16 protein-coding genes are annotated in these 15,300 nt (G+C 64.6%); 8 read left to right on the top strand and 8 right to left on the bottom strand.

Translation table 11 applies throughout. From position 1 onward, the window contains the following. Window positions 1-9 precede the first annotated feature (9 nt). Entirely contained in the window at window positions 10-2,241 is a 2,232-nt protein-coding gene (gene katG, locus ACQR3T_RS02450) for a catalase/peroxidase HPI (protein ID WP_080737363.1), read from the top strand. Window positions 2,242-2,314: 73 nt separating this feature from the next. Here the strand turns inward: katG and ACQR3T_RS02455 are convergent, their stop codons facing one another. After that, the gene (locus ACQR3T_RS02455; RefSeq protein WP_032376547.1) at window positions 2,315-2,779 is read right to left on the bottom strand and encodes a (2Fe-2S)-binding protein; all 465 of its coding nucleotides are present in this window, start codon (window positions 2,777-2,779) and stop codon (window positions 2,315-2,317) included. A gap of 6 nt (window positions 2,780-2,785) precedes the next feature. Next, window positions 2,786-4,975 (bottom strand): molybdopterin cofactor-binding domain-containing protein, encoded by a 2,190-nt coding sequence (locus ACQR3T_RS02460; protein WP_428692438.1) that lies wholly within the window; start codon window positions 4,973-4,975, stop codon window positions 2,786-2,788. A 217-nt stretch (window positions 4,976-5,192) separates the two neighbouring features. Here ACQR3T_RS02460 and ACQR3T_RS02465 point away from each other — a divergent pair, with 217 nt between their 5' ends. Beyond that, window positions 5,193-5,327 (top strand): hypothetical protein, encoded by a 135-nt coding sequence (locus ACQR3T_RS02465; RefSeq protein WP_255182535.1) that lies wholly within the window; start codon window positions 5,193-5,195, stop codon window positions 5,325-5,327. Window positions 5,328-5,373: 46 nt separating this feature from the next. Then, on the top strand, window positions 5,374-6,579 hold the full coding sequence (gene glsA, locus ACQR3T_RS02470; protein ID WP_428692439.1) for a glutaminase A: 1,206 nt from the start codon (window positions 5,374-5,376) through the stop codon (window positions 6,577-6,579). Between the two features lie 16 nt (window positions 6,580-6,595). On the opposite strand, the gene ACQR3T_RS02475 is transcribed toward glsA, so the two are convergent. Both ACQR3T_RS02475 and ACQR3T_RS02480 read right to left on the bottom strand, forming a co-directional pair. Then, complete coding sequence (locus tag ACQR3T_RS02475; protein ID WP_428692440.1) at window positions 6,596-7,825, bottom strand: NAD(P)/FAD-dependent oxidoreductase; 1,230 nt, start codon at window positions 7,823-7,825, stop codon at window positions 6,596-6,598. Further along, on the bottom strand, window positions 7,822-8,241 hold the full coding sequence (locus tag ACQR3T_RS02480; RefSeq protein ID WP_032376550.1) for an STAS domain-containing protein: 420 nt from the start codon (window positions 8,239-8,241) through the stop codon (window positions 7,822-7,824). The genes ACQR3T_RS02475 and ACQR3T_RS02480 overlap by 4 nt, the downstream gene beginning before the upstream one ends. Window positions 8,242-8,489: 248 nt before the next feature. Here ACQR3T_RS02480 and ACQR3T_RS02485 point away from each other — a divergent pair, with 248 nt between their 5' ends. Further along, entirely contained in the window at window positions 8,490-9,176 is a 687-nt protein-coding gene (locus ACQR3T_RS02485) for a HemK2/MTQ2 family protein methyltransferase (RefSeq protein ID WP_428692441.1), read from the top strand. Then, the gene (locus ACQR3T_RS02490; protein WP_032376552.1) at window positions 9,160-9,450 is read left to right on the top strand and encodes a CDGSH iron-sulfur domain-containing protein; all 291 of its coding nucleotides are present in this window, start codon (window positions 9,160-9,162) and stop codon (window positions 9,448-9,450) included. The genes ACQR3T_RS02485 and ACQR3T_RS02490 overlap by 17 nt, the downstream gene beginning before the upstream one ends. Here ACQR3T_RS02490 and ACQR3T_RS02495 read toward each other — a convergent pair. Next, window positions 9,405-10,412 (bottom strand): iron-containing redox enzyme family protein, encoded by a 1,008-nt coding sequence (locus tag ACQR3T_RS02495; RefSeq protein WP_428692442.1) that lies wholly within the window; start codon window positions 10,410-10,412, stop codon window positions 9,405-9,407. The two genes, ACQR3T_RS02490 and ACQR3T_RS02495, sit on opposite strands and share 46 nt — an antisense overlap. Window positions 10,413-10,537: 125 nt before the next feature. Here ACQR3T_RS02495 and ACQR3T_RS02500 point away from each other — a divergent pair, with 125 nt between their 5' ends. Next, on the top strand, window positions 10,538-11,719 hold the full coding sequence (locus tag ACQR3T_RS02500; protein WP_428692443.1) for a zinc-dependent alcohol dehydrogenase: 1,182 nt from the start codon (window positions 10,538-10,540) through the stop codon (window positions 11,717-11,719). Window positions 11,720-11,780: 61 nt separating this feature from the next. Here ACQR3T_RS02500 and ACQR3T_RS02505 read toward each other — a convergent pair whose 3' ends face one another. Continuing rightward, on the bottom strand, window positions 11,781-12,734 hold the full coding sequence (locus ACQR3T_RS02505) for a ferritin-like domain-containing protein (protein WP_428692444.1): 954 nt from the start codon (window positions 12,732-12,734) through the stop codon (window positions 11,781-11,783). A 211-nt stretch (window positions 12,735-12,945) separates the two neighbouring features. Here ACQR3T_RS02505 and ACQR3T_RS02510 point away from each other — a divergent pair, with 211 nt between their 5' ends. Together ACQR3T_RS02510 and ACQR3T_RS02515 are read left to right on the top strand one after the other, a co-directional pair. Beyond that, a complete protein-coding gene (locus ACQR3T_RS02510) occupies window positions 12,946-13,338 on the top strand; it encodes an OsmC family protein (protein ID WP_032376554.1) in 393 nt (130 codons plus the stop codon). 34 nt (window positions 13,339-13,372) lie between these two features. Next, a complete protein-coding gene (locus ACQR3T_RS02515) occupies window positions 13,373-14,209 on the top strand; it encodes a YihY/virulence factor BrkB family protein (protein ID WP_052070044.1) in 837 nt (278 codons plus the stop codon). On the opposite strand, the gene ACQR3T_RS02520 is transcribed toward ACQR3T_RS02515, so the two are convergent. Continuing rightward, complete coding sequence (locus tag ACQR3T_RS02520; RefSeq protein WP_428692445.1) at window positions 14,157-14,870, bottom strand: CDP-alcohol phosphatidyltransferase family protein; 714 nt, start codon at window positions 14,868-14,870, stop codon at window positions 14,157-14,159. The genes ACQR3T_RS02515 and ACQR3T_RS02520 overlap by 53 nt on opposite strands. Window positions 14,871-14,971: 101 nt before the next feature. Continuing rightward, complete coding sequence (locus ACQR3T_RS02525) at window positions 14,972-15,202, bottom strand: hypothetical protein (RefSeq protein ID WP_155293009.1); 231 nt, start codon at window positions 15,200-15,202, stop codon at window positions 14,972-14,974. Window positions 15,203-15,300 lie beyond the last annotated feature (98 nt).

Genomic DNA, 15,300 nt, shown 5'->3' on the forward strand with positions numbered 1-15,300 from the left:
AGGAAGCACGTGTCTGAAGATCACGTAACACGCGAAAAAGAGATGAACGAGGATCAGCCGCAGGAAGGTGGCGGCGGCAAGTGTCCGGTCATGCACGACTCGATGCCGAGGCCCGTCGAAGGCGGAAGCAATCGTGAGTGGTGGCCGAAGTCGCTGAATCTGAAGATCCTCAAGAAGAACCCGGCAGTCGGCGACCCCATGGGGCCCGACTACGACTACGCAGCCGAGTTCAACTCTCTCGATCTCGCCGAGGTCAAGCGTGACATCGAGGCCCTGATGACGAACTCGCAGCCCTGGTGGCCTGCCGACTTCGGTCATTACGGCCCCTTCTTCATTCGCATGGCATGGCATGCAGCGGGCACGTACCGCAAGCAGGACGGACGCGGCGGTGCCGGAGCCGGCATGCAGCGCTTCGCGCCGCTGAACAGCTGGCCCGACAACGCAAGCCTGGACAAGGCCCGGCGCCTGATCTGGCCGGTCAAGCAGAAGTACGGCCGCAAGCTGTCCTGGGCCGACCTGATCGTGCTCACCGGCAACGTTGCCATCGAGTCCATGGGTCTGCCGACCTACGGCTTCGCCGGCGGACGCGTCGACGCCTGGGAGCCGGACGAGGACGTCTACTGGGGCCCCGAGCAGACCTGGTTGGGCGACGAGCGCTACGACGGTGATCGCACGAGCCTCGAAAACCCGCTTGCCGCAGTACAGATGGGCCTGATCTACGTCAACCCGGAAGGCCCCAACGGCAACCCGGACCCCGTGCAGTCCGCACTGGACATTCGCGAGACCTTCGGCCGGATGGCCATGAACGACATCGAGACCGCGGCACTCGCCGTCGGCGGACACACGTTCGGTAAGACACACGGCGCAGCGGACCCCGACGAGCACATCGGTGCCGAGCCCGAGGGTGCCCCCATCGAGCAGATGGGCCTCGGCTGGAAGAACAGCTACCAGAGTGGTGTCGGCGCAGACGCGATCACCAGTGGCCTCGAGGTCATCTGGACCCCCACGCCCACCCAGTGGGACAACTCGTTCCTCGAGACCCTGTACGGGTTCGAGTGGGAGCTCTACAAGAGCCCGGCCGGTGCACACCAGTGGCGCCCGAAGAACGGCGAGGGCGCGGATCTCGTTCCCGACCCCGCCGATCCCTCCAAGCGTCGCCACCCGTCGATGCTCACCTCCGACATCGCGATGCGCGTCGACCCGATCTACGAGCAGATCACCCGGCGGTGGCTCGACCATCCCGAGGAGCTCGCAGAGGAATTCCAGAAGGCATGGTTCAAGCTCACCCACCGCGACATGGGACCGGTCTCGCGTTACCTCGGCCCCGAGGTTCCCGCGGAGCCCCTGCTCTGGCAGGACCCGATCCCGGCCGTCGACCACGAGCTGATCGGTGACGCACAGATCGCCGAACTGAAGCAGGCCATCCTCGGATCCGAACTGACTCAGGAGCAGCTGATTTCGGCTGCATGGGCGGCGGCGTCGTCGTTCCGCGTCAGTGACAAGCGCGGCGGTGCCAACGGTGGCCGTCTGCGTCTGCAGCCGCAGGCCGGCTGGGAGGTCAACGAGCCCGACGAGCTCGCGCAGGTCATCCGCGTCCTCGAAGGAATCCAGCAGTCGTTCTCCGGAACGGTGTCCTTCGCAGACCTCGTGGTACTCGGTGGCGTCGCAGCCGTCGAGCAGGCCGCCAAGAACGCAGGCGTCGACATCACGGTTCCCTTCACTCCGGGCCGCATGGATGCCACGCAGGAGAAGACGGACGTCGACTCGTTCTCCGATCTGGAGCCCAAGGTCGACGGTTTCCGTAACTTCCTGGGCAAGGGCCAGAAGCTGCCGGCCGAGTTCAACCTGGTCGATCGCGCAAACCTGCTGTCGCTCAGTGCACCCGAGATGACCGTGCTCGTCGGTGGTCTGCGCGTGCTCGGCGCGAACTACAAGCAGTCGACACACGGCGTCCTGACCGACAAGGTCGGCACGCTCACCAACGACTTCTTCGTCAACCTCCTCGACATGGGCACCGAGTGGGTTCCCACCGCCGAGGACGGCATCTACGAGGCCAAGGATGCCGCGACCGGTGAGAAGAAGTGGACCGGAACTCGCAACGATCTGGTCTTCGGCTCGAACTCCGAATTGCGCGCTCTCGCAGAGGTGTACGCCTGCGACGACGCCAAGGAGAAGTTCGTCCGGGACTTCGTCGCGGCCTGGGACAAGGTCATGATGCTCGATCGCTTCGAACTGAGCTGAATCGGGTAGTTCACACAGCACCCCGCGAACCTGTGGTTCGCGGGGTGCTGTGCTGTGGCAGAAACTTTTTCGATCAGCGCTGCGACATCGCTTTCGCGGCCGCCTTGATGGCCCGTCGAATTCGGGGATAGGTACCGCACCGGCAGACGTTCTCGATGGTGTCGATGTCCTCGTCCGTAGGGTCGGGGATGCGCTTCAGCAGTGCGACGGCAGCCATGATCTGACCGGGTTGGCAGTAACCGCACTGGGAGACGTCCTCGTCGATCCATGCCTGCTGCACGGGATGGAGAACGTCGCCGTCCGCGAGCCCCTCGATGGTCGTGACCTCTTTGTCGACGGCATCGGAGACCGGTGTGACACAGGGGAGTACCTCCTCCCCGTCGAGGTGGCTCGTGCAGGCATGGCACACGCCGATGCCACACCCGTACTTGGGGCCGCGGACACCGAGTTCGTCCCGCAGGGCCCAGAGCAACGGCATGTCGTCGGGTAGGTCGACCGACACCGCGACCCCGTTGACGACGAACTTCTGTTCAGCCATGGGTCCTCATTTCGGGAACGGGTCGAAGTCGACGTCGAACAGGATCGGGAAGCTGGTGGGGGTGGTATCGGTGGCGCGCGCGTACGCGTTGGCCACTGCGGCGGCCGCAGCGGGCACTCCCAATTCTCCTGCCCCACCGGGGTTCTCGGTGGTGGGCGGCATGATCACCACCGACACATCCAGTGGTGAATCGCGTTGGCGGGCGTAGTGGAACTGCGAGTAACTACCTTCGAGCGGCAGCCCCTGCTCGTAGTGCAGTCCGGCCCTGAGGGTGGTCGAGATGCCGTCCATCAGGCAGCCGATCATCTGGGCCTCGAGACTGCGAGGGTTGACCACGCGGCCGACGTCCACGACGATGACGGCTTTTCTCACGCGGGGCGCTCGCGGGTCCTGCGCATCGATCTCGACGAGATATCCTGCACTGGAACCGAACTCGGAATGGAACCCGATACCCTGCGCCCGGCCGGGGCCGAGGTCTGCACCCCAGTTGCCCTCTGCGGCGAGCGTATTGAGCACATCACGGTGGCGGTCGCTCGCGACGGCCCCGATGCGTAGCTCCAGCGGATCGGTATCGAGGGCGTCGGCGATGCGATCAACCATGATCTCGGCCGCTGTACGTACCGTTCCGGAGAACACCGATCGCCAACTGCCGGTAGGCATTTCCACCGGTACCTCGACGAGGGTCCTGATGCTGCTGTCGGTGAACGAGTACGGGTCGCGGGTGCTGTGGAACAGCGTCTGGGAAATCAGCGGGGACGGTGCCAATGCGTCGGTGACGAGGTCACCGAAGCCGCCGTCGAAATCGGTGCACACTGCGGCCACGCGCTGCTCCCAGGAGATCACCGAGCCGCGGGCGAGGACCGCGTCGAACTTGGTGTGTACCGCGGGCCGGGCTCGGCCGTGCCGCATGTCGTCCACCCGGGACCACATCAGGCGCACCGGTTTGCCCATTGCTCGGGAGATGACGGCGGCCTCGAGTGGGCCGTCCAAGTAGAGCCTTCGGCCGAACGAGCCTCCGCCGTTCATCACGTGGGTGGTGACCCTGTTCAAAGGAATACCCAGTGTCAGAGCAATTTTCTGACCGGCGTAGTTGGGTAGCTGCATCGATGCCCATACGTCCGCGCGATCGGATCGCACGTCGGCGACTGCCGAATTGGTTTCCATCGCGGCATGCGAAACGGGAGCGAAGTCGAAATCGACGTTCAGTTTCGTTTCGCCCGGCAGCTCGGGCCTACCCACTCCGCCGAAACCCGTGAACGCCGGGGTGCTCCGCCGAAGCCTGTCCTGGATGGAATCGGTGGACTCGTCGTCGATGGTTCCGGCGTTCCACGTGACCACCGCGGCGTCTTTCGCCGCGAGCGCGTATCCGAAGGTGCGCGCCATGATGGCGACCCCGGTGGACACGACGGCAACATCGATGACCCCTGGCATCGCTCGCAAGGCCGCCTCGTCCACCGAGGCAACGGTTCCGTTGATCGTCGGTGGGCGTCGGACGACGACAGGCATGGCGTCGGGCACGTCGAGATCGAGCGTGTAGGTGAGCCGACCGGTGACGATCGCGCGAGCATCCTGGCGCGTGGTCGGAGTGCCGACGACCGTCAGATCTTCCTCCGCCTTCGGATCCACCGCCTCGAAGCGCAGTTGCGGGGCCGCGGCAGCGACTGCCAGCTCGCCGAAGTGCGCCGCCCGTCCGTCCGGTGCCATGACGACACCGTCGACGATCCTCAGCGTGCCGACATCGGCACCCCACCGATCGGTGGCAGCGCGCAGCAGCCGCGCTCGTGCCGTCGCAGCGATGGATCGAACGGGCTCCCAGAGAGACTGGATGGAGTTGGAGCCGCCCGTGTAGTGGTTTCCGATCAGTTCCTGCCGGCCACGTGAGAGTGACACGACGGTCTTGTCGAGAGACGTGTCCAGCTCTTCCGCTATCAGCATCGCCACCGAGGTGGTCAGTCCCTGTCCGATCTCGGCGCGGGGCAACGCGCAGTGCACGGAGCCGTCCCCGCGCACCTCGAGGATCACCAGATTCGAGTCGGCGGGAATCGCGGTGAGGACCTGATCGGGCTCACCGTCGGTGGCGGCCGGTTCCGCAGACGCGGTGGTGCGTGTGACGAGCATCAACGTGGAGCCGGCCACTACAGCGGTGAAGAAGGAACGACGCGATACGGTGCGCCGTCCGGGTGTCGCGTGCGTCACATCGTCCTTTCGGTCGGGCCCGACTTTACAGTCGCCGATCCGACAAACGGCGCACGTCGAGGTTCGGCCGTTCGCGAGCCCGAGAATTCCCTCCGCCATTTGTCACTCGTCACGACGGCGCTACCTCGGCGGCCGTTATCGCTTCGTTATATTTTGTTGCCCTATCGTGATATTGCCCCCAGATCTGCTGACATGTCCGAACGGCAGCATCGGTGACATGGAATCAGACAACGCGGCGGTCGGACCCGCACAGGACACACGTGACAACACTGCGACGAGTGGCCAGGGCTTCGGATCCTTCCTGGAAATGTTTCAGAGCGCGTCGACGACGAACTCCGAGCGCGAGCGCTGAATCGCGCAATGCGGAAGTGACCTCTGCGCCGAGTTAGCGTGACGGTATGCAGTCACCGATCAACCGCTACCTCGAATCCGTCCTCGACGATTGCCGACACCTCGACGGCGGGGCAATCGCGGAGGGTAACGCCGAACTCGAGCGAGCAGACCCCGAGACCTTCGCGGTGGCACTTGCGACCGTCGGTGGATCGGTCTATGCCGCAGGTGATTGCGATACCGAATTCTCCATCCAGTCCATCTCCAAGGCCCTCGCGTATGCGTTGGCCGTCGAGGACAACGGACTCGAACGAATGCTGGAGGCCACCGACGTCGAACCCTCCGGCGATTCGTTCAACGAGATCTCGCTCGAACGCGCCACGGGTCGACCGCGCAATCCGCTGATCAATGCAGGAGCACTCGCTGTGCACTCGATGATTCGGGGGAGCTCGGCGCAGGAGCGTGCCGATCGCATCAGGGACTTGCACAGCCGGTGCGCCGGACGGCAATTGAGCACCAACACGTCGGTCTACGAAGCCGAGATCGAATCGGACGACCGCAACACTGCGATCGCCTACCTTCTGAAATCCGTCGGAATTCTCGCAGCCGATCCGGCCGAGGTGGTCGACGGCTACGCCCGTCAATGTTCGGTGGACGTCAACTGCGTGGACCTGGCCACCATTGCGTCGGTGATGGCCAACGGCGGAGTAGATCCCAGCACCGGGGAACGGTTGATCGACGGTGCGGTCAATCGGCACGTGCTGTCGGTGATGTCCACCTGCGGGATGTACGACGGATCGGGGAGTTGGGTTGCGGTGGTGGGCATTCCGGCCAAGAGTGGGGTGGCCGGTGCGATCGTCGGTGTGCTGCCCGGGCAGGTCGGGTTGGCTGTGCTGTCGCCCAAGTTGAACCAACACGGAAACAGTGTGCGGGGCGTCGCCGTGTTCGAGCGCCTCTCTCGGGATCTAGAATTGCACATGATGCATGTGGCACCGAGTGGTACGTCGGCCCTTCGTGAGGTGACGGGTGAGGACGCCACAATCGTGCACCTGCAAGGTGACCTACGTTTCGCCGGTGCCGAGTCGGTCCTGGCCACCTTGGCCGAGGGCATCGACGCCCATCCCCGAATCACCCTCGATCTGAACCATGTTCGCGCGATGGACGACGTGGCGCGTCGGCTTCTCGAGGACGCAGCCGCTGGTCTGCGCGAAGACGGCCACGACGTCGACATCGATGATCCGCACGGACTGATGGCAGTGCTCGAACTCGACTGATCGGTGGGCGGTGCCGTCAGAGCCGTCCGCGGAGAATCATGTTCCAGTAGCTCAGGGGCAGGCCGTAGCGGTCGAACAACCAGGCCGATCGTCGCGATTTCAGTGGATCCAGAAACGACGGTAGTGATGGCGTGAGTTCCCCGGTTCGGTCGAACTCGGCCGCAACGAGACGGTGGACGTCGGTCGTCACCGGTGCCACGGTGTAGCCGTCGTACGAGGACAGTTCTCGTCCCGCTCTGGCGGCCAGCAGATTGTCGATGAGAACGGTGATTTGCTTTCTCAGCCCACCGCCGGACGAATCGGTGTCGATTCCGGCACCGTCACCGGCGGCCCAGATCTCGCTGTGTTCGCGGTGTCGCAGTGTGCGGGGGTCGATGTCGACGAGACCGTGCTGTCCGTCTCCGGTCAGTTTCGACGACTCGACCCATGGCTGTCCGCGAAACGGGGGCACCAGGTGCAGCATCCGGTAGTCGATGATCTGCTGTGCGCCATGGTGATCGGTGACGGTGATCTGCCGAGTTGCAGGGGAAAGGGCGGTCACTGCTGTGCGGTGCAATATCCGGACGCCGAGATCGCGGAGATGATCGAGCAACACCGAATCGAGCCGAGGCACATCGAGTAGACCCTCGCGGTCGATCACCAGGGTGATGTCGATGTCGGCGAGCTGCCCGGTCGCCCGCCAGTGGGCGGCGGCCAGGAACAGTGGTTTGAGCGTGGTACCGGTGCAGCCCACGGGTGGCCGCGGCACCGTGAACACTGCCGTGCCGCGCTCGGAGGAGCCGCCGATCTCGGGTGACGGGAAGTGGGAGATCAGTTGCCAGGTCTTCTCTGCTCGACCCAGATAATTGCTCGTCACCGCGTCCGAGTCGGCGGCTGCGGTGATGCCGGGCAGAGCCTCGTGGTCGGGTACCAGACCGGTCCCGATGATGAGGTCGCGATAGCCGTATCGCCGACCCGACGCGGTCGTGACCACCTTCTCGTAGGGGTCGACGCGGGCTACCGTGTCCTGGATCCAGGTGCTGCCCTTCGGCGTCACCGAGCGTTGGGTTCGCTTGGCATCGCGAAGTCGGGCTTGGCCGCCCCCGACGTACGACAGCAACGGCTGATAGGTGTGCACGGACTGGGGTTCGATGACCGCTACATCGCTGATCCCGAGACGAAGTGCGCGTGCGGCCGCACTGACGCCTGCGTTGCCGCCGCCGAGAACGAGAACGTCGTGGCGGCCGTCGACGCCGGCCGAGGTCAAGCCGACATCTCTCTGTATGCGAGTGCAGCGTCGACAGTGGTGTGAAAGGCGGTGCGGCCGCGTGTGTTTGCGGCCAGCGCTCGGGTCGATTCGATCGAACCGACCACAGCCAGTCGAGTGCCCCACCGGCTCAGGTGCATCGACGTGGCATCGAGAATTGCCGCCGTGCCTGCCGGCACCGCGTCGACCGCGGTCAGATCGAGCACCAACCGAGAACCTTCGACCGATGCGTCACCGAGTGTCTCGGCCAGCACGCCGAGATCCTGACGACCGAATTCTCCGGCGACGCGAACGACGGTGGCACCTCCGAATTCGGTGACGGTGATGCCGGCCCCGGCAGTCGGTGCCGGAAACACCTGCCGAAGCGACGGTACGACGACGGCGGGAACAGGGTCGATGGACGGTAGAACCGACAAGAGAATCTCCTCGATGAACGACGGCGGTCAGTGCTGCCGAAGCGGACGGTGTGGGCCCGAGACGGGCGAACGGCGGCGTTTGCTTCACCGCGTGTTGTTGACGGATTACCCGATTCGCGCGGTTTCAAGCGGCTTGTTTGCGGCCGGTTCGATCGGGCATACAGTAGCCACCTTCGAGTGGAGTCCACGCTCGGCACACAGCCCGAGAGGGCACGTCTTGCGATGACGATCTCCGAGAGGACACCTCGATGACGACGGCGGAATTCGATACGTTCAGATCCACCCGCGCGGTTCATGCAGATCCCGGAGTTTATGAGCCACAGGACGATTCATGGTTGCTGTGCGAGATGGCGTCGCGGGCCGGGGTGGTGCGCGGTGCCCGTGTGCTCGATATGTGCACCGGGAGCGGTGCCGTGGCGCTCGCTGCGGCGTCGTTGGGAGCACGTGAAGTGCTGGCGTTCGACATTTCGCCGCTCGCAGTGGCGTGCGCTCGTCGCAACGCAGCCGCCCTCGATGTCGAGGTCGACGTCCGCCTCGGGTCGTTCGCGGACGCGTCGGTGCTCGAGCCGTTCGACGTGGTTCTGTGCAATCCGCCGTACGTGCCCTCGGAGGCGGTGCCCGAGGGTGTCGGTCCGCACCGAGCGTGGGACGGCGGCCACGACGGCCGCGTGGTGCTGGATCCGCTGTGCGATGCCGCTCACGACCTACTCGTTCCCGGTGGGACCCTGATGGTGGTGCAGTCGGAGTACTCCGACCCTGCACGAACCGAGGCGATGCTGCGCCGTACGGGCATGACGGTGTCCGTGGCCGCACGTCGATCGATCTCGTTCGGCCCGGTCATGACGGAGAGGGCTGCCTGGCTCGAGCAGGTCGGACTGCTCGAAGCATCCCGCGACATCGAGGATCTAGTGGTCATTCGTGCCGACCGACGATGAGGGCAGTGCCGACGGCGGCAACCATGGTCCCGCGGCGCCCACCACGAAACGCACCACCGTCCGCATCGTCAGGGGTGGGCCGATCGTCATCGACGGACCGGTCGACATCGAGTTGGACGACGGCACACGAGTGTGTTCCGACCGATTCGCGGTGGCGGTCTGCACGTGCCGACGGAGCAAGAACTATCCGCTCTGCGACACCAGCCATCGCGCCAAGAAGCGGCAGGCTCAGTCGAGCGAGGACCGACCGGCGGACCAGCGCGACATCACATGATCGGCGAGCTCGTTCTCCACGAAATCCAGTGCGCGCATTCCGAACACCACATCGGCCTCGAGTTCGGGCTCGTCGCGGATTAGATTGCCGACGACATCGTGCCGAAGCACCTGCTCGTGCACTGCATCCGCCTCGACGTGCTCTGCGTAGAACGCAATGCATGCCTGGGGCGCCTTCAACCTCTTCAGACCGTGTACGTACCGCTGTGAGCCCGGCGACGACGTGATCTCGGTGGCCGCAAGGTGTCCGACTGTGGCACCACGGAGTCTTCGGTGCAGACCGAAGAGAGACATCAGGTTCACCCACGCCAGAGTCTGAGCGGGAACACGGTCGACGTATCCGAGGTACGACGCATCGAGTTCGGCTGCCACCATGGAGTCGGCCCACAGTTTCTGGTGGACGCGATCACCTTTCCCGCCGCCGTACTCGTCGAATTCGACTGCCACATAGGAAGCTTTGGCCTGACCGGTCAACCGGGGGATGGCCCAGGCGTGCGGATCGGCCTCCTTGAGATGGTAGATCGACCGATGCACGAAGTACTCGCGCATCTGCTCCCACGAGCCCTCGTCGCGCAGGAACCACGACGGGCCGGTTCCCGAGGTGGCCTCGACGGAGAGGGAGTCCATCTCTGCGGCTGCATCGTGCCCGGGTTCGACGTGAGCCCGGACGTACTCGAGAAAAGCGGATTCGAGTGTTGCTCGCAGGCGAAGCAGATCGGGGTCCCACTCCCATGCGTCGGCGACACCGTCGAATCCGCGATAGTGCAATTCGTAGCAGATCAGCAGGGCGAGTTGTACGTCTCGCGACGTGGAATCGACGTCTGTCGGTGTCGGCACGATCCCGACCGTTCCCGGCTCACCTGTGGTCAAGCACTGTACGACGGCTTCCGAAATCGGCCCGCACGGAACCGGCAGGACGGGGGAGCGTGCGGCGGTCGGTCGGGCGGACAGAAGCTCGGTCATACCTGAGGCTACCCACCGCGGGGCGGTACCAATCGCAGTCGGCGTAGGTGTTTGTGAGCCGTCACAACCGGCAATCCGTTGTGCACGACATCGAACTTCGGTGTCGAATCCACCGGAAGGACCTCATGCGCGCAGTCACCTGGCAGGGCAAGAGAAAAGTCAGCGTGGACACGGTTCCCGATCCGCAGATAGAGCAGCCGACGGACGCGATCGTCAAAATCACGACCACCAACATCTGCGGATCGGATCTGCATCTGTACGAAACTCTCGGTGCCTTCATGGACGAGGGCGACATTCTGGGACACGAGCCCATGGGCATCGTCGAGGAAGTCGGTTCGCACACCGGTGATCTGGCAGTCGGCGACCGCGTCGTCATCCCGTTCCAGATTTCCTGCGGACACTGCTACATGTGCAATTCGAGTCTGTACACCCAGTGCGAGACCACCCAGGTTCGCGAGCAGGGAATGGGCGCAGCATTGTTCGGCTTCTCCAAGCTCTACGGGCAGGTGCCCGGCGGACAGGCCGAGTACCTTCGTGTCCCGCAGGCGCAGTTCACCCACATCAAAGTTCCCGAGGGACCGCCGGATTCACGATTCGTCTACTTGTCGGACGTGTTGCCGACCGCGTGGCAGTCCGTGGAATACGCAGCGATCCCCGAGGGCGGATCGGTAACGGTCCTCGGTCTCGGGCCCATCGGAGACATGGCCGCTCGCATCGCTCAGCACAAGGGTTTCCGAGTGATCGCGGTCGACCTCGTTCCCGAACGGCTTGCCCGCGCAGCGGCGCGAGGAATCGAAACGGTGAACCTCGCCGAACACAGCGGTGGCGTCGGCGACGTGATCCGGGAGATGACCCACGGCAGGGGAACCGACTCCGTCATCGACGCCGTGGGCATGGAAGCGCACGGATCTCCGGTCGGCAAGATGGCGCAGCAGATCGTCGGGATGCTCCCGGACGCCGTTGCGGCTCCGATGATGCAGAAAGCCGGTGTCGATCGGCTCGGTGCGTTGTACTCGGCCATCGACATCGTTCGCCGCGGCGGAACCATTTCGATCATCGGCGTGTACGGCGGTATGGCCGATCCGCTACCGCTGATGACCATGTTCGACAAGCAGATTCAGCTTCGCATGGGGCAGGCGAACATCAAGAGGTGGGTCGACGACATCATGCCGTTGCTCGGCGACGACGATCCTCTCGGCGTCGATTCCTTTGCAACGCACGAGCTGTCGCTCGACGATGCCCCGCACGCGTACGAGATCTTTCAGAAGAAGCAGGACGGCGCCATCAAGGTTCTGCTGAAGCCGTAGGGCTTCGAATACAGCGATGCGGCCCGGAAAATCACGGGCCGCATCGGTATTCGCAGAAGGATCAGTCGACAGAGATGACGTCCTTGGCGATTGCTGCCACGCGCGTCTGTCCTGCGGACACGACTCCGTGGCGGTTCTTGTGTGCCTCTTCGTACGTCACGACGGTGCGAACGTCGGTCGGGTTGCTGAGGTCCTTGATGGCGGCGACGGCGTCCGAGACGTTGAGATCGTCGTAGTCCGAGATCGGGAGCTCGTCGGCGTCGAGGGTTCCGCTGGCCGAGCGAGCAGTGTGGATCGCGTCGGCGACAGCATCGACGCCTTCGCTGCGGGTCACGTCCTCGGCAGCCTCGAGTGCTGCATCGCGGCTCGCGGTGAGTGTCTTGACTGCGACGTCACCGGCATGTGCACCGCGGCCCAGCAGTGCGCTGAGGCGGTCCGGGGTGGCGCGAGCTGCATCCAGTGCGCGGTCGAGGCCTCGTGCCGACCACGTTGCCGGTGCGTTGACGATCTTGACCGCGGTACCTGCGGCGGCCTGGAACGGGGTGCGGCGCAATGCTGCGGGTCCGCCCAGAGCGTCCTCGGCAAGTACCGTCTCGAGCCACTCGACCGTGGCGGTGTGAGCGGCGGCCAGCCTGGTGGCCAGTGCAACCACGGACGGCTCGTTCGCTGCCGTTGCCAGTGCCTTGATGTACTTCGCGCGGCCCAGCAGTTGCTGCTCGAGTGCGAGGTCACCCAGCAGGGCTTCGTCGAACGGCTGAGCCTGTTCGGCGACCGCCTTGACAGCAGCGAGGGTGCGTCCCAGGAACGGTGACACGAGATCGGGCAAGCCGCCGAGACCACGAAGGGCTTCCTCGATGGCTGCGGCGCGATCCCGGCCGTTAGCGGCATTCTGGGCCAGTTCTCGACGAACCGCCTCGGTGCGCGCCTGAACGACGCGAGTTTCCGCGATCTGGATTTCCGTGTTCGTCAGCTGCAGCGCGACGCGCAACTGAGCGATCAGTGTGGATGTGCTCATGGTGCTCCCCTTTCGGTTGGTGATCGATTCCCTGTGGCCGATGCCTGCGGGTCGCAGCGTGATGCTCGGCCCTGTACCGGTCATTACCCGTGGGTAGGTTCGGTCAAACAGGAGTCGCGGATGTGTGAACAGGGACACGTGCGGACGGATGCGCGGAATGATCGCGACGTACGCCGGTTTCGATCGCGCACCGAGTGGACATTCGTGATCGATGAACACCGAGCTCTACACAGCAACCGTTTCCGCCACCGCGACCGGCGTCACATCCGATGACGGCGTCCTGTCCCTCGGAGTGCGCGAACCCCAACAACTCGGTGGTCCCGGGGAACGCACCAACCCCGAGCAACTCATGGCCGCCGCCCTGTCGAGTTGCCTGGTCGAATCGTTGCGCATCGCCCTCGGCACAGTGGGCGGCAGTGTCGACGAACTGGCCGTCAAGGGCACTGTCGTCCTCACCGACTCCGACGCATCCGGGTACGACGCGAAGTTCTCTCTGGCCGTGTCACTGCCGGGCACGGAGAATCCCGAGGCGGTCCTTGCGCAGGCGACGTCGATCTGCCCGTTTCTCAAGGTGATCGACGGAGTGGACGTAAGCCTCGAATGACGCCGCGCCGGCGTTCTGTGGCACATTTCCAGCCGTGACGACAATTCGTACGCGGGCAAGTCGAAGCCTCGGTGCCATCAGAGCAGGGTTCGCCCGCGAGGACACCACTCTGATCGCTGGCGGACTCACGTTCTACGCCGTCATCGCCGTTGTGCCGCTGCTACTGCTCGCTATTCGCGCCACTGCTCTGCTGGTATCGGCGGAGTGGGTACGGTCCGGCTTCGATGCGGTGTCGGCATTGCTGCCCGACGCACTCGGCGCCCGGGCTGCGGTCGACGGATTGGCCACCGCGGGAATCGAACTCGGTCCACTCGGGGTCCTGATCTCGATCTTTCCCGCGACGTTCTACGGGGAAGGCCTACGCCGGGCGATCGTGCGGTTCGCTCCGACTCGAGAATCGTTCACCGGTTGGCGTGGCCGACTGGCGATGGTGCCGTTCTTCGCCGCAGCCCCGGTGCTGCTGGCCGGCGTGCTGAGTGTTGCGCGGCTGCTCGAAGCAACGACCGGCAACGGCGGCATCGGTGCGATGACGCTGCGCGTGTTCCTCGGGTTCAACTGTCTGTGGCTGATTCTGTCGGTTCCCCTTGCGTGGACCTACCGAGTGATTGCTCCACGGGCGGTGGGTTGGCGGGCGTTGGCCGTGGGATCGTTGGTCACCTCGTCCATCGTCACCGGGTTCGTGCACGGATTCATTCTGTTCCTGGCGATTCCGGTGGATCTCGGCGCGCCGTTCGGCGGCCTCACCGCGATCGGCGGGGGCGTGGCAATCATGCTGTGGATGTTCGTGTTCCATATCTTGGCGCTCGCAGGCTGGCTGGTCACCGCGGAGTTCGATCTGCCCGGCGATGCAGCCCGAACATCAACTGAGTGAAGCCGAGAACGGCCAGTGTGCACGTCACGGAGATACCGATCGTCGCCGATGTACCGGCACTCGCCGGAGCGGCACCGGCAACGGTGGCAGTGACCGCGGCAGCGATGACTCGGGACGGGCGCTCCCATACCGTCAGAAATCCGACGTCGGGTATGCCGGCCCCGACTGCTCGGGCTCGGGCCATCTCGTGCAGGAGGGTCGTCACCCCGACCGCGACGACCAGAGGCATCGGGGCTCCCAGCGCAAGGCCGCTCGCCAGCAACAGCAGATCGCTGCAGCGATCTGCGACCGTGTCGAGCAGATAACCCCACTGCGATTGGGATCGACCGATCATCGCGACGCCGCCGTCGATACTGTCGAGCAGGCCCGAGAGAGCAATGAGCACAGCGGCGAGCAGGGGGGCCGAGGTGCCGGGCCGAGACAGAGCGACCGCAGCCCCGGCCATGACGACGGCGGTGCAGGTGACGACATGGGCAGACACGGATGCACGAACCAGCGGGGCGCTCAGCGTGTAGACCACTCGGAGCCACCATCTGACCAACACCGACGAAGACGGATCGATGCCGTTGTGCAGCGTCGACCACGTCGCCAGGTATTCGTCGCGAGTCGCCGGACGAACCGGGGAATCCCGCTGACTGGACACACTGCGCTGACTGACCATCGACGATCCTTGCTCGGCACCCGATACGAGGGACCCGACGAGCATCCGAACTGGAGGGTGTACGTCGAGACTTCCGTCCCGAGTACCCGTCGCCGGCGTTCTCAATCGGAGTCGGAGTTGCTCTCTCGTCTGCGGGCCTTCAACCGAGATACCTTGACGCCCGCGGCGACGAGCACGATCAGCCATCCCGAGATCAGCACCCCGCCACCGACGAACGCCGCGCGGCGCAACGGGTGGGTGTCGGCATAGACGTACCCGACTGTGCCCCACAGCAATGCAACGAAGGCGATGATCGCCATCATGCAGATCATCGAATACAGCGTTCTGTTCATCTTCATCCGACCTTGCTCTTCACTTCGTCCCGACGAGCCTCGACTCGTACTATCCATCGACCTTGACTGAATCGTTCGCTCCGGCAACGCATTATCCG

Origin of the sequence: Rhodococcus sp. IEGM1428, from assembly GCF_050321865.1 — a bacterium.
Classification (GTDB): domain Bacteria; phylum Actinomycetota; class Actinomycetes; order Mycobacteriales; family Mycobacteriaceae; genus Rhodococcoides.